Origin of the sequence: Streptococcus anginosus subsp. whileyi MAS624, from assembly GCF_000478925.1 — a bacterium.
GTDB classification, from domain to species: domain Bacteria; phylum Bacillota; class Bacilli; order Lactobacillales; family Streptococcaceae; genus Streptococcus; species Streptococcus whileyi.
Map to the genome: position 1 here is coordinate 187951 of NZ_AP013072.1, position 15002 is coordinate 202952.

General features: G+C 38.3%; 13 protein-coding genes. 6 read left to right on the forward strand and 7 right to left on the reverse strand.

The annotated features are described in order from the left end of the window. Positions 1–73: 73 nt before the first annotated feature. Positions 74–2941: an SEC10/PgrA surface exclusion domain-containing protein gene (locus ANG_RS01015; protein WP_025271562.1), complete on the forward strand. Its 2868-nt coding sequence runs from the start codon at positions 74–76 to the stop codon at positions 2939–2941. A gap of 4 nt (positions 2942–2945) precedes the next feature. Beyond that, complete coding sequence (locus tag ANG_RS01020; RefSeq protein WP_021002212.1) at positions 2946–3389, forward strand: hypothetical protein; 444 nt, start codon at positions 2946–2948, stop codon at positions 3387–3389. A gap of 276 nt (positions 3390–3665) precedes the next feature. Here ANG_RS01020 and rpmG read toward each other — a convergent pair whose 3' ends face one another. Together rpmG and rpmF are read right to left on the reverse strand one after the other, a co-directional pair. Then, positions 3666–3815, reverse strand: coding sequence for a 50S ribosomal protein L33 (gene rpmG / locus ANG_RS01025; protein ID WP_003026692.1), 150 nt, complete (start codon positions 3813–3815; stop codon positions 3666–3668). 15 nt (positions 3816–3830) lie between these two features. Beyond that, the gene (gene rpmF, locus ANG_RS01030; protein WP_003026691.1) at positions 3831–4013 is read right to left on the reverse strand and encodes a 50S ribosomal protein L32; all 183 of its coding nucleotides are present in this window, start codon (positions 4011–4013) and stop codon (positions 3831–3833) included. A gap of 228 nt (positions 4014–4241) precedes the next feature. On the opposite strand from rpmF, the gene hisS reads away from it, so the two are divergent. From hisS to ANG_RS01050, 4 genes are all read left to right on the forward strand, one after another. Continuing rightward, entirely contained in the window at positions 4242–5522 is a 1281-nt protein-coding gene (hisS, locus tag ANG_RS01035; RefSeq protein WP_003038327.1) for a histidine--tRNA ligase, read from the forward strand. Positions 5523–5602: 80 nt separating this feature from the next. After that, complete coding sequence (locus tag ANG_RS01040) at positions 5603–5809, forward strand: hypothetical protein (protein ID WP_003027825.1); 207 nt, start codon at positions 5603–5605, stop codon at positions 5807–5809. 119 nt (positions 5810–5928) lie between these two features. Next, positions 5929–7683, forward strand: a complete 1755-nt coding sequence (gene aspS, locus ANG_RS01045; protein WP_003038315.1) for an aspartate--tRNA ligase — start codon at positions 5929–5931, stop codon at positions 7681–7683. Beyond that, on the forward strand, positions 7670–8605 hold the full coding sequence (locus tag ANG_RS01050) for a YitT family protein (protein ID WP_003038405.1): 936 nt from the start codon (positions 7670–7672) through the stop codon (positions 8603–8605). The genes aspS and ANG_RS01050 overlap by 14 nt, the downstream gene beginning before the upstream one ends. A gap of 221 nt (positions 8606–8826) precedes the next feature. Here ANG_RS01050 and pulA read toward each other — a convergent pair whose 3' ends face one another. From pulA to ANG_RS01075, 5 genes are all read right to left on the reverse strand, one after another. Beyond that, the gene (pulA, locus tag ANG_RS01055; RefSeq protein WP_003038390.1) at positions 8827–10902 is read right to left on the reverse strand and encodes a type I pullulanase; all 2076 of its coding nucleotides are present in this window, start codon (positions 10900–10902) and stop codon (positions 8827–8829) included. Between the two features lie 13 nt (positions 10903–10915). Beyond that, the gene (locus ANG_RS01060; protein ID WP_003038340.1) at positions 10916–11902 is read right to left on the reverse strand and encodes a LacI family DNA-binding transcriptional regulator; all 987 of its coding nucleotides are present in this window, start codon (positions 11900–11902) and stop codon (positions 10916–10918) included. A gap of 10 nt (positions 11903–11912) precedes the next feature. Beyond that, the gene (locus tag ANG_RS01065; RefSeq protein ID WP_003038367.1) at positions 11913–12725 is read right to left on the reverse strand and encodes a hypothetical protein; all 813 of its coding nucleotides are present in this window, start codon (positions 12723–12725) and stop codon (positions 11913–11915) included. A gap of 97 nt (positions 12726–12822) precedes the next feature. Next, positions 12823–13665 carry a sugar ABC transporter permease gene (locus tag ANG_RS01070; protein WP_003038378.1) on the reverse strand — a complete coding sequence of 281 codons (843 nt, stop codon included), beginning with the start codon at positions 13663–13665 and terminating at the stop codon, positions 12823–12825. 1 nt (position 13666) lies between these two features. Beyond that, a complete protein-coding gene (locus ANG_RS01075) occupies positions 13667–14962 on the reverse strand; it encodes a sugar ABC transporter permease (RefSeq protein ID WP_025271563.1) in 1296 nt (431 codons plus the stop codon). Positions 14963–15002 lie beyond the last annotated feature (40 nt).

Consider the following 15002-nt stretch of genomic DNA (forward strand, 5'->3'; position numbering starts at 1 on the left):
AAAGACTGTAAATGTGATATAATATTTATAAAACAGTCTTTTGAGACTTATTTATTTAACAAAGGAGAACATTATGTCAAATTCTAAAACTCATGGTCATGGTACTATTAAGAAGCTCCGTACTGGTGCTGTGGTATCTGTATTGGCTTTGTCGTCTGTATATGGGGTATCTACAACGGTAAGTGCGGATGAGGTAGGTACAGGTGCTAAGGAGAGTATTGTTAAAACTGTAGAGAATCCTGATGCTAAGAATGATGCCCCTGTTGCTAAAGTAACAGAACAGCAAGTAACAGAAGCTAAGTCTCAAGCGGATACTGCAAATAAGGCTGTGGAAGCTCAACAAGGGGTAGTTACTCAGGCTGATACGGCTGTTAAGGGTGCTGACCAAGTTGTTACGAATACAGCAAATCAGATTAAAGAAGTAGAAACAGTTACACCTGCTAAGGTTGATGAAGCTAAACAGGCAGCTCAAACTAAATCAGATGAGCTTGCTAAGGCTGAGGACTCCGTTAAGTCTGCTGAACAGAGTCAAGCTGATACTGCTAAAAAGGTAGCAGACCAAACAACAGTAGTTAATCAGGCTGAGGCTAATGCTAATAAAACTGCAAGTGCTGTGGCTGATGCTCAGAAGAAGGTAGCTGACCTTTCTAAATCAACAACTGATACTACTAAGTTGCAAAAAGATGTTGATGACCTTACTAAGAAGGTAGCTGACGACCAAAAAGCCCTAGAAACAGCTAAGCAGTCTTTGGATACTGCTAAGTCTGATGAAGCTAATAAAGCTAAAGCTATTGAAGATGCTAATAAAGCAGTTAATGATGCAACTAAAACTGAAGCTTCTGCTAAGCAAACTTTAGATACTGCTAAATCCGCTGAAGCTGATTCTACTAAGAAAGTAGAAGACGCTAAAAAAGCTCTTGATGTAGCTAAAGCAGGTACTACACAAAAAGTACAAACAGGAACTAAAACTGTAACAACTGGTGGTAAGGCAACCCTTAAGGACGGAGTAGCTAAATCTGAATTGTTTGAATCAAATGGGGTAGTAACTTCTGATGCTTACTTAAAAGCTATTAAGGCTTTGGCAGAGGGTAGAGGCTCTTATGCTGATGTTCGTAAAGCTATTGCTGATGGTGTAGAGAATGTTCCAGGAAGTTCTTTAGCTGATATTGCAGCACCTAATCGTTTAGTATTTAAAAGTTGGAAAAGTAACTACAATCCGCAATTCTCTAATACAGATTCCACGACTAAGGTATCAGTTCATGATTTGACAGATGAGCAGTTAACTGATTTAGCTCTGTTCTATACTGCTGTGGTTAATGACTTGCGTTCTAAGGTTGGTACAGAACCACTTAAAGTAACTAAAGAGAGTGTAGCAGCTACTAAACAAGCACTAAAAAATTTGTTTAATAAAACATTCCCTGCATATAACAATATGTCTGAAGCAGAACTCAAGGCTAATGGTTTCTGGGGACCAGAGTCTATTAAAAAAGTAACAGAATCAAATCAAACTCAAGAACACTTAGATGCTGTTCAAGGTTCAGGAAAACTTTTAAATGGTGTAGTAGCTAATCAAGTACAGTACCAAGGGCATAATGGTGCTTATCAGACTATGGCTGATTTAAAGGCTAATTTGCTTGCTTTTGTAGGAAACATGCTCTACGGTTCCACTGGCACAGGTTCTAATGTATCAACAGCAGGTACTTCACGTGATAATTTTTCAGATGCTCTTGCTTTGCTTGGTCTTAGTGGTAACTACAACTCAGCTGGGGTAGGTGTAGACTTCTATACAACATTTAATGGTCTGGGGTACTCTGCACCAGCAACTTATGCTTTGATGCTAAACACTAATGGAGAGGCTATCGACAATCCTTATCAGACTTTAACAGGTGGAAAAACAGAGGTTGTTCCTGTTTATGAAACAAAAACCATTGTAGATGAAAAAGCAGTAGCTAAAGCTCAATTAGCTTACGACACAGCAGTAAAAGCAGACCAAGATGCTAAAGCTAGGTTGGCTGAGGCTCAAACTAAGTACGATACTGCTATGAAGGCTTTGGCAGATGCTCAAAAACAACTCTCTGACTTGCAATCGGGTACAGTAGATATTCCTGCTCTTGAAAAAGCGGTAGTAGATGCACAAGCACAGTTAGATGCGGATAAGGCATCATTGCAATCTGCTAAGGAAACACTTGCAGTAGCTAAGGCTAGTGCGATTGATAAAGCCAATGCTCTTTCTAAGGCTCAGGCTGAACTTGTAAAAGCTAAAGCAGAAAATACTAAAGCTCAACAAGCTCTTACACAAGCTAAGGAAGAACTAGAAGTACTTACCAAAGCTAATGGGGTAGCTAAACAGGCTGTTGAGTCTGCGACAGCTAATCGTGACAAAGTAAAAGTTCTTGCTGATGAAGCTAATAAAAAGGCTAAAGACCTTGAAACAGCTTTAACTAACAAACCAGCTGTACTTAAAGAACTCAATTCTAAACTTGCAGAAGCTCAAACTAAGGCAGCAGCAGCTCGTGCAGAGCTTGAAACTGCTAAAGAAGCACTTTCTAAGTTGCAGGCAACAGCTAAAGAAAAGGTTGCTAAGTACAATGAATTAGCTAAACTTAAAGCTGAACAAGATAAGGCTGAAGCTGATGCTAAGCGTTTGCAAGATTTGAAAAATAAGGCTAATGAAATCCGTAAAAACGGCGGTCAACCTAAAGAAGTTCTTGATGCTAAAGGTAATGTTGTAGATGTTGTTGATGCAGCGGTTAAAGAAGTGCCTACTAACTCTAAGGTAGTTCCTACTAATTCTAAGGTAGTTCCTGTAACTTATTCAAGGGTTGAAAGAAGCAAGCAACTACCAAACACAGGCTCAAAAAGATCTATACTTGGTTTACTAGGACTTAGCCTGCTAGTAGGTCTAGGATTGGGATATAAAGGAAAACATAGAAGAGGATAGGAAAATGAGTAACACAAGAAAATTTTTAAAAGAATTTATCAGATATAATTTATCCATTAGAGGTTTTGCTGTAATGAATCAAGGAAATTATTTGAAAGCAACAAAAGGTAAAGAAAAATTTAGAATTTTACCAGTAACTAGAACAATTCCGATAGATTCTGAAACCACTACAGTTGAAGCAAACTATGATTCTGTTAAGAAATTCCAAAAATACCATAATGAAAAGTATATTGATTGTATTGCTTATGGAATAAGTAAAGTTTCAGATAATGAGATTAAGGGGCTTGAATTATTTATAATTCCTATTGCAGAATTTGAGAAATATGTCCAACCTGACCAGAAAACAGGGGATGTTCTATCTAGAGCTTCTAATCACTATCATTACAATTATGCAAAATATAGTCACCCAATCAATGAGCTTATTCATAGCTCTTGGATAAGCAAGTAAAAAAAGAAAAATCTTCTTACATGGTGTAGGAAGATTTTTATATTCCACAAATGATTGAAAAGACTATGCTATTCTACTTATTTTTAGGAATGAAAAAAGCCCTAAGAATCTTCTAGGACTTCTCATTCTTCGATTGTTGACTTTCTTTTTTATTTCAAAAAAGGTTGCCAAAAAGGTTGCCATAGAACTGATTTCAAATGTTTTGTAATGAAATTCAATATTTCAAAAATCGCATGAAATCAAGGTTTTCAGCATGTACTGAAATGTAATGAAACCTTATTTAACTTCTGTAAACACTACATGTTTACGTAATTTTGGTGAGTATTTTTTCAATTGAAGACGGTCTGGAGTGTTGCGTTTGTTTTTAGAAGTAAGGTACAAGCGTTCACCAGATGCTTTGTGTTCAAGTGTGATATTTACGCGCATGATAGCTCCCTTCTATTATTCTGCTGCTGCAGCTTTGGCGATTTTACGTCCTTTGTAGTATCCTTTGAGGGATACACGGTGAGAACGTGAGTAATCTCCAGTAGTTTCGTCAAAATGTACAGATGGAGCTGTAATTTTGTAGTGAGTGCGGCGTTTGTTTTTCTTCGCTTTTGAAGTGCGACGTGCAGGTACTGCCATTTTCTTTATTCTCCTTTTAATATAAGTTCGATTCAATCTCTTTGATTTTCATCAACTGTAATAGTATATCAAAAAAAATTTGTAAAGTAAAGTTACTTGACAGATTTTCTTTTATTTTTTGGAAAAGGGCAGAGCATGCTAGCTTTTTAGAGAAAATATACCGAAACAGTCCTCAAAATCTGTTACTTGTGGTAAAATAATTATATTATATGAATGAAGAGGAAAGCTATGAAATTACAAAAACCGAAAGGGACTCAGGATATTCTCCCTCAAGAGTCTTTCAAATGGCAATATGTAGAAGAATTTGCTCGCAAAACATTTAAAAAATATCATTACGCAGAAATTCGCACCCCACTATTTGAGCATTATGAAGTGATTAGTCGTTCTGTTGGAGATACGACTGACATTGTAACCAAAGAAATGTATGATTTTTATGACAAAGGCGACCGTCATATCACATTACGCCCAGAAGGAACAGCACCAGTTGTGCGTTCTTATGTGGAAAATAAACTCTTTGCCCCAGAAGTCCAAAAGCCGGTGAAACTTTATTATATGGGTTCTATGTTTCGTTATGAGCGTCCACAGGCAGGGCGTCTGCGTGAGTTTCATCAGATTGGTGTAGAGTGTTTTGGATCCAACAATCCTGCGACTGATGTGGAGACAATCGCCATGGCAGCTCAATTTTTCAATGAAATTGGTATTCAAGGTGTAACGTTGCAGTTGAATAGTTTGGGGAATGCGGAGAGTCGCGCCGCTTATCGTCAAGCATTGATTGATTATTTGACGCCGTTGAAAGACAGTCTTTCTAAAGATAGTCAGCGTCGTCTGGAAGAAAATCCTCTCCGTGTGCTAGACAGTAAGGAAAAAGAAGATAAACTCGCTGTTGAAAATGCACCCTCTATCCTGGATTATCTAGATGAAGAAAGCCAAACTCATTTTCAAGCTGTGCGTTCGATGTTGGAATCACTGGGAATTCCTTATGTTATCAATACCAATATGGTCCGCGGATTGGATTATTACAATCACACGATTTTTGAATTTACTGCAGATGTAGCCGGTAATGAACTGACTATTTGTGCAGGCGGTCGTTATGATAGCCTTGTTGCTTATTTTGGTGGACCAGAGACGGCTGGATTTGGCTTTGGGATGGGCGTAGAACGTCTGCTCCTCGTTCTTGAAAAGCAGGGTGTAGCCTTGCCGCTGGAGGATAGCTTAGACGTTTATGTTGCAGTTTTGGGAGACGGTGCTAATAATAAAGCTTTGGAAATTGTACAAGCACTTCGTAAGCAGGGATTTACAGCTGAACGTGATTATTTAAATCGTAAGTTAAAAGCGCAATTCAAGTCAGCAGATACTTTCTCTGCTAAGACTTTGATAACTCTTGGTGAAAGTGAGATTGAAAGCAATCAAGTTACCATCAAAAACAATCAAACTCGTGAAGAATTGACAGTCAGTTTAAATCAGATTCAAAAAGATTTTCAAACAATTTTTGAACAACTGGGGTTTTAATTTAAAAAGGGAGAAAGCCAGTCGAATGGCTTTTTTCTCTCATAACATAGTAGAATGTTGAAGTAGAAGTGGAGAGAACAATGAAAAAAATAATCATTCCGTCTGTAATTCAGTTTCTAATTGTTTTTTTGATTATAGGAGGAATTGCCTATTTTGTAAGAGGGGATTTCTTTTTTCGGTTTTTAGCACCGATTTTTGGCTTGGCAGCAGGGCTATTGCGCTTAGCATCAAGTTATGTGGTCAAGGTTTTGCATCCTGAATTATATGACAAAGAAAGTAAGAGGTGAGTCGTCATCTTCTTTTGTAAAAATATTACGTTAAGATATGAAGATTTTGAAAAGCATGTCTTCTTTTTCATCGCTTTTGTGGTAAAATAGTAAAAGAATTAAAAGTTTGGAGAATAAAAATGAAACGTTCAATGTATGCCGGGCGTGTTCGTAGTGAACATGTTGGTCAAAAAATCACTTTGAAAGGTTGGGTGTCCCGTCGTCGTGACTTGGGAGGACTGATTTTCATTGATTTGCGTGACCGTGAAGGCATAATGCAGCTAGTTATCAATCCTGAAAATGTGGATAAAGAAGTCATGAAAATCGCTGAAAGTTTGCGAAGCGAATATGTGATCGAAGTGACTGGAAAAGTAGAAGCCCGTACGCAGGCGAATGATAAATTGGCAACGGGAGCTGTTGAATTACACGTGGAGCATTTGACAGTTCTCAATACGGCTCAAACGACTCCATTTGAAATCAAAGACGGTATTGAAGCAAATGATGATACCCGTCTCCGTTACCGTTATTTAGACCTTCGTCGTCCTGAAATGTTGGCAAATTTGAAATTGCGGGCTAAGGTAACACATTCTATCCGCAATTACTTGGATGAGCTTGAATTTATTGATGTGGAAACGCCGTTTCTTACTAAGTCAACTCCAGAAGGGGCGCGTGATTATTTGGTACCAAGTCGAGTGAACCAAGGTTATTTCTATGCTCTGCCACAAAGCCCTCAAATTACCAAGCAACTGTTGATGAATGCTGGATTTGATCGGTATTATCAAATTGTAAAATGCTTTCGTGATGAGGATTTACGTGGAGACCGTCAACCAGAGTTTACACAGGTTGACTTAGAAACTTCTTTCCTATCTGATCAAGAAATCCAAGATATTACAGAAGGCTTGATTGCTCGAGTGATGAAAGAAACGAAGGGGATTGAGGTTACACTGCCATTCCCACGAATGAAATATGATGATGCAATGGCTCTGTATGGAAGTGATAAGCCAGATACACGTTTTGAGATGCTATTGCAAGACTTGACAGAACTTGTCAAGGGAATTGACTTTAAAGTTTTCTCAGAAGCACCAGCCGTTAAAGCTATTGTTGTGAAAAATGCAGCTGACAGCTATTCGCGAAAAGATATAGATAAGTTGACAGAGCAAGCAAAACAGTATGGAGCAAAAGGACTTGCTTGGGTGAAAGTGGCATCAGGTGAATTAAATGGCCCAGTTGCTAAGTTTCTGAAAGACTTGACAAGTGACTTGACAGATGCTTTGCAGCTTGAAGACAATGATTTGGTTCTTTTTGTAGCGGATACACTGGAAGTTGCCAATGCATCCTTGGGAACTCTTCGTGTTCGTCTTGCAAAAGATCTAGACTTGATTGATGAATCGAAATTTAATTACCTTTGGGTTGTGGATTGGCCAATGTTTGAATGGTCGGAAGAAGAAGGTCGCTATATGAGTGCGCACCATCCATTCACTCTTCCACAAGCAGACACAGCTCATGAATTAGAAGGTGATTTGAGCAAGGTTCGTGCTATTGCTTATGATATTGTCTTGAATGGTTATGAATTGGGTGGTGGAAGTCTTCGTATTAACCACAAAGATTTGCAAGAACGAATGTTTAAAGCCCTTGGTTTTTCTGAAGAAGAAGCTACTGATCAATTCGGTTTCTTGCTAGAAGCAATGGATTATGGTTTTCCACCGCATGGTGGACTGGCAATTGGGCTAGATCGTTTTGTCATGTTGCTGGCTGGTGAGGAAAATATCCGCGAAGTGATTGCTTTCCCTAAAAACAACAAAGCAAGTGATCCAATGACTCAGGCACCAAGCATAGTTGACGCCAAACAACTTGAAGAATTAAGTTTACAAGTAGAAACTCATGAAGAAAAGTAAGATTTACAAACGATTGCGTTATTATTTGCGCCGTCTAGCCTATGATTTTAAGTTGATACGAGTACTTAAGAGTATTTCTCGTGAGAAGTACGATGAAAAGATTTCTGCTTCGCTCATTTATGGTTTTCTATCTGCGGTTGCAGTGAATCTTTTCTTTCAACCGGGACATGTTTATTCAAGTGGTGCGACTGGATTGGCACAGATTTTAGCTGCTTTAAGTACACGTTTTTTAGGATTTACTATTCCGGTTTCTGTGACTTTCTACCTCATCAATATCCCGCTGATGATTTTGGCTTGGTATCAAATTGGGCACAAGTTTACGGTATTTACTTTTATAACCGTTTCCATGAGCTCGCTGTTTATCCAGTTTGTTCCTGAAGTGAGTTTAACAAATGACCCGATTATCAATGCCTTGTTTGGTGGGGTCATCATGGGAATGGGAATCGGCTTTGCTTTGCGTTCCAATATTTCTAGTGGTGGGACGGATATTGTCAGCTTGACAGTTCGGAAGAAAACCGGCAGAAATGTGGGAAATATTTCCTTTATGGTCAATGGCATGATTATGATTATTGCCGGTGTGACTTTCGGCTGGAAATATGCACTATATTCGATGATTACGATTTTTGTGTCAAGCCGTGTGACAGATGCAGTCTTTACTAAGCAAAAGAAGATGCAGGCGATGATTATTACCAGTCATCCCGAAGAAGTTGTTGATAAAATTCATAACAAATTGCATCGTGGTGCAACCATGGTTAATGGTGCAGAAGGAACTTACAATCATGAAAAAAAGACTGTTTTGATTACAGTCATTACGCGTGCTGAATTTAATGAATTCAAGCATATCATGCGAAAAGTAGACCCGCATGCTTTTGTATCGGTAGCGGATAATGTTCACATTCTTGGACGTTTCGTAGAAGAATAAAACATCAGATTGGTTCGTTTAGCCAATCTGATGTTTTTTGTTATATGACTTGCAGTCTGTCTCGCGGTCTTCGGTGCGGGACAAATAGAGGCTGGGCAAAAACAAGCATAAAAGCAAAAAGGCTTAGAATCTGGTTTAAATAAATCTTGATTTTAAGCCTTTTATAATGTCGTTGATTATCTATTTCTGATTAAAAATGGTGTTTTTGCCCAGCCTCACGATTATTTAAGTACGAGAACTTGTTTTGCAGGGACAGTATAGGAATCTTTGTTAGTATTGAGAGGAACGTCAAGGCTGATCTCTGGGTAGTTGATAAAAATAGCTTGTTTATCCTGATTTGGATAGCTAAATGCTTCGTTTCCAAAGTTAATGAGGATTGTGATTTGATCTTCTTTTTCTTTAATTTTATATTCGACCACAGAATCACTTAGCCATTCGACAGAACAGTAATCTTTAATTTCTGTTCTTGTTTCCAAACTGAGGAGCAGATTTGCTTTTCTGAATTGGATCAACTGGCGAACAAAATCTACGTCTTTCTCATATTCAATTGAGTGTAGCCAATCAAGACGGTTGATGGCGTCTTGAGCATTATAAGTATTATCCATGAGGTTTTTACTACGGAAAAACTCTTGCCCGCTATGGAGGAATGGTACTCCTTGAGCTAACAAAGTAATATGCAAAGCGAGTCGTGCATCTGCTAACCGCTCATTTAGAGAGATATCTGGCTTTTTAATTGCAAAATAATCAAAAGCCGTTGCATCGTCATGGCATTCCACGTAGTTGATAGCTTGCTGGGGTGCGATAAAATGTGCTGTTTCCGTTAATCCAACATTAGCTGTCAATACATTTTCTATCGTATCTATTGGTTTGGAATCTTGGATTTGACTGCCTTCTAAAATCGTTTCTTTGATTGTATTGCGGAAGTGGTCGCTGAAAAAACCATAGCTTGGTAACTGAGCGGCGTTGAATTGATGTGCAAGCCGATTGCTATCGAGTCCCGTATTCATACGCCAGCCTTCTCCATAAAGGTAGACATTTGGATAAAGAAACTTCAATTCCTCTGCGATTTGTTTCATGGTTTCCATATCTAGAATGCCCATGAGGTCAAAGCGGAAGCCGTCCATTCCATAAAGAGTTAGCCATTGTTTGAGGGAATGCTTAATATAGCTACGAACCATTGCTCGTTCACTTGCTACGTCGTTCCCACAGAAAGTCCCATTTGTTAAATTGGCATTGTGATCATAGCGGAAGAAATAGCCTGGGACGATTTTTTCAAAAGCATAGGTTTGGGGATCGTAGACATGATTGTAAACGACGTCCATGATAACACTGATGTCGGCTTGATGATAAGCAGCGATTGCTTCTTGCAATTCAACGATTCTTGTATAAGGATCATGTGGATTCGTTGCAAAACTACCGTCAGGAAGATTGTATTGCATAGGGTCGTAGCCCCAGTTATACACGAGTTCTGGATGGTTTTCATCAACACTGCCAAAATCATACACTGGCATGAGTTGGATATGAGTAATGCCCAGTTGTTTGACATAATCCATTCCCAAAGTGTGTTCTTGCAAATCAGGAGACTCTGTTAGGGACTTGAATTTCCCAGGGTAAGAAAACTCAGCTTCTTTTTGCATGGAAAAATCTCTCACACTCATCTCGTAGATAACAGCTTTTGTTATTGGAATTTGTGTTGCTGCTCGGTGAATTGGGCGAGTAATTTTCTCTGGATTGACAACATAACTAACACCAGAATTGCTTTCTGAAGATAAGGCATAAGGATCATGGACTTCCACCCAGTGACCATTCACTTTGTGTAGATAGTAATAAGCAGCTCTATCAAAATTTCCAGAGACTTCTATTTGCCAAACGCCCTTTTCACCAAGTGTCATCGGATAAACTTGATTTTGTAAATGGAGCAAAACTTGCTCGGAAATAGGAGCCCAGAGTTTAAAAGTCGTTACTTTAGGAGTGTAATGAGCTCCTAAGTCATCGCCATCATAAGCAAAGGTCTGGTCAAAAATCGGTTTTCTCACAATATGGCGAAATTGCAAAAAGGTTTTATTACGATCTTGGTCGTAAATCCAATAATGTTCAGTTACATCTAGCGGTTTTAGAGGAGCAAGACTGTATTGCACGAAGTCATCTTGTTCTTCCAGAGTTCTTATCTGTAAGGTTTGTGTGCTATCAACCGTTTCGATTGTAAATTGTAATTGTTCAGTATAAAATTGTTTTTCTAACTCGATCGTGATGAGACTTTGGTCATCTAAGTAGGCTTGGAATGTTCGGAAAGCCATAAACTTCCTTTCTTTATTGTTCGATAATGCGATGTGGAATTAATTGGCGATAACAAATTTGTCGATTTTCTTTGGTATCATTGATAATTTGTAGAATAGTCTTGAACGAAACCCGCCCTAGCTCTAATGTGTTAATATCTACATAAGCTGTTAAATCAAGTTTGGGTTTAATAGAGTCAAAGGCTAGAGTGGGAACAGATAATTGATTTTCATTTAAATAATTACAAACTCCCTCTGCCAGCATACTGTCTGTTGTGATAATAGCATCAATTTTTGTATCACGACTGAGAAGGCGCTTGGTAAATTGATATCCTTTGTCTTCCAAAAATTCATTTGCAAAGGCTGTATTTTGAGGGTCAAGCTCTAAATGGTAATCTTCTAGCGCTTTTTGGTATCCTTTATAGCGGTCTTGCGTTACAAATAGTCTTTTGCTACCGCCGATAAAAGCAATATTACGGCAGTCTTTTTTGATAAAATATTCTGTTGCATCATATCCCGCTTGGATATTGTCATTATCCACCAAAGGAATAAAGGGAGAAAGAGATTTTCCCAAAATTAAGAAAGGAAATTGTTCTTCACTGACCATTTTCACTAGTGGATCATTTTCTTGAGAGTAAAGAAAGATGAGTCCGTCTACTCGTTTGCCAAGAACCATTTGGGAAATAGCTTCCATGCGTTCTTTTTCATTTTTTCCAGTCGCAATTTGAATAGCATAGTGATGCTCGGAAGCCACCTGAGCAATCCCGCGAAAGACTGAAGGAAAAAATGGATTTTGATAAAAAGCATCGGAATCATCAGGTAAAACAACACCAATGACTTGTGTGTAACTGCTAACAAGACTACGTGCATTAAGATTAGGATGATAATTCAATTCCTTCATAGCTTTACGGACTCTTTTTTTGGTCTCATCGCTGATGCTGGATTTATTTTGGACAACACGGGTAACGGTAGAAGGCGAAACTCCTGCCAATTTAGCAACTTCTTTAATAGTAACTCGCATAAAAAACCTCCTACTTTTTCATTTTTTCATCACGGAAATGTGTCCGATAGAAAATAATGACGAGATAAAGAACAAACAGAATGTTTTGAATGGTAATCATAGTGGTCATGGCTTGACCGAACAATAACCCTGCCGCGACAGCAATCAATGTTGGCAAACCTAAACAATTCAAAGCAAAATGATAGCATTCTTTGACGGTTTTAAAAGAAAAAAGACGAGATTTTTTCGTTAAGTAAAGGAAAAAAGTGGCACCTAGAAGGACAATAAAGAAGTTTAATGCCAATAGAAATCCTGAAATCAAAATCAAAAATAGACTGACAGTGATACGATTTTGTTGGAACCAATCTTGTGAAATGGCTGCGCTCAGAGCAGCTTTATTTTTTAAAGCAGCTTGATTGATGTGCTGATATTGAATGTTTGCCAGTTTTCTTCCTTTTTTACTAATAACCAATTGCTTTGGCTCAAAAGCAAGGGTCAGCTTTTCTCCTAAAGCTGTATTCCCTTTTCCAAGAAGGACAGTTCCTGCTTTGCTATTGTGAGTTGATTGCTGACCAGCATAGCTGAATTGATGATTTGCTATTTTAGCATTCTCTGTGATATCGTCCATTACTTCCTTTGTGATAGGGTCAAAAACACCGTCTACGAAGGTAGTGAGTGGATAAGTTTTGAGAGATGCATTTTGCACAGCAACTGGTATCATGGATAAGGAAATTAAAAAGATGCTTGTAAAAATCAATTGACACCAGGTCAGTAATTTTCGGTTGGCAAAAGGCTTTTTAAAACCGTAAATACTAGAAAAATAATTAAATGGATAAGGTAGCATAAGACACACTTTCTAAAAAATTATAGTCAGGTGATAGCTAATAAAATTAAATTTATTAGCTATCATACAACTATAAATAAAAGAGGGTGGGACAAGATTATCCCTTGTCGCCACCACTTGTTAAACCAGATACAAAGTTCTTTTGTAGGAAGAAGAATAAGATACAGATTGGCAAGGCAATCAAGATAGCACCTGCTGAGAAGTAGGCAATCTTCAAATTCTTCACATCACTAACAAAGGTTTGTAAACCAACAGCAACTGTATAGAATTCTTTTTCACGAAGTAAGAAACTAGATAAGATATAGTCTCCAAATGGTCCCATGAAAGCCCAGAGAGCTTGTACAGCAATCATTGGACGAACGAGTGGCAGTACAATTTGCCAGAAGCGTCTGAAGTGACCAGCACCGTCCAATTTAGCAGACTCATCAAGCGAGATGGGAACCGTATCAAAGTATCCTTTCATGAGCCAAGCGTTCATTGGGATACCACCGCCGACATAAAGGAAGATGAGGAACCAACTGTGGTTGAGCGCATTTAACATCAAAGCCATAACGAAGAAGGCGGTCAGGGCAGCCATTGTTGGCACCATTTGAATGATTAAGAAGAAGACCAGACTTTGTTTTCTAGCTAGGAAATTATAACGACTATAAGCGTAACCAGCTAGTACAACTATACTTGTTTGGATAATCATTGTCAAGATAGCAATGATTAAAGTGTTAAAGTACCAAGTCCCATAAAGAGTTTCAGTAAAAAGCTTGCTAAAGTTTTCTAGGCTAAGATTAATATCTGTATCTAGCTTAAACGCAAGGACATTCCCTGTCTTGAAAGCAGACATAATCGTAATCAAGAGAGGATAGATAATGATAATAGATAAAGCCACTAGATAGAAATAAGTTAAAAAGTGGTTTAAACGGCGTTTAAATTTAATAGAATTATTCATCTTACACATCCTCCATATCAAATGCATGTAGTTTCTTGAACGCAATCATGGAGATTGAAATCACGATAAGAGAAATGATAAGTGTTACCGCAGCAGCCATTGAGTATTGAGGAGCTGCACCTGTTGTTAAACGATAAATCCATGAAATGAGGATGTCAGTCGAACCTGCACCACCACCAACTGTACCAGGACCGCCATCATTAAAGAGGTACATGATAGAGAAGTTGTTGAAGTTGAAAGTATACTGACTGATGAGTGTAGGAGCAGCAACTGCTAAAATCATTGGGAAAGTGATATTGCGGAATTTTTGCCATGCATTTGCACCATCAATGTAAGCCGCTTCGTAAAGATCGTTTGGAATGGATTGCAAGATACCAAGTGTCAATACACAAATGTAAGGGAAACCAAGCCAACCTTGCATCATAATTAGAGCAATTTTAGTCCAGGTCGGATCTGTTTTCCAAGGAATCAGATGTCCATTTAAGAATGGCAATACTTTACCAAGAAGCGGAATGACTTGGGTATTGATTGCACCGATACTATCGTTGAACATGTTACTGAAAGTTAAGATAGTGATGAATGCTGGGACAGCCCAAGGCAGTAGGAAGATAACGCCGAAAATGCGTTTTCCTTTAATAAATGGTTGGTTTGCAATAATAGCGGTAAAAATACCAATAACGATTTGGACAGTTGAGGCAGTCAGTGCCCAGATAATAGTCCAACCAAGAACGGCTCCAAAAGCAGAGCGGAAAGTGCTAAGTCGCCAAATATTAGTGAAGTTTGTCACGCCAACCCAATCCAAGAGCTTGGTTGGAGGCAGATGTTGGAAATCATAGTTTGTAAAGGCGATTAAAAGAGTGACCAATACAGGGAAAATGATAGCAAAAGTCATTGCAATATATGAAGGAATAATCAATAGGTAAGGAAAACCATTAGCGTAAATTCCTTTTAACATATCTTTGAAAGTCGTAGGAACTGGATAATCATTATTCCAACGTTTCGCAATAGTATAAGCATCTTTTAGATTGAGAGCATAAAAGATGAAATAAACAATGACAAGAATAAAGTGGAATGCACCACGAATCAGCATGAAAAGAGAGTTATCGCGTCCAGACACCTCACCGAGAGTAAATAAGTTTCCTAACTCAGGAGCAGCAATGGCGAAAAAGTAAATCAAAAATAAGATGGTAACTCCTAAAAAGATAGCCCCTTTTGCTTTTTGTTTATTATAAATTTGCCCAAGTCCTGGGATGAGGGAGAGCAGCAATGCTTTACGTGGCTGTTGTTGTGTAGTCATCAGAGTCTCCTTTTTCTAAAATATAGAACTCGACTGGTGC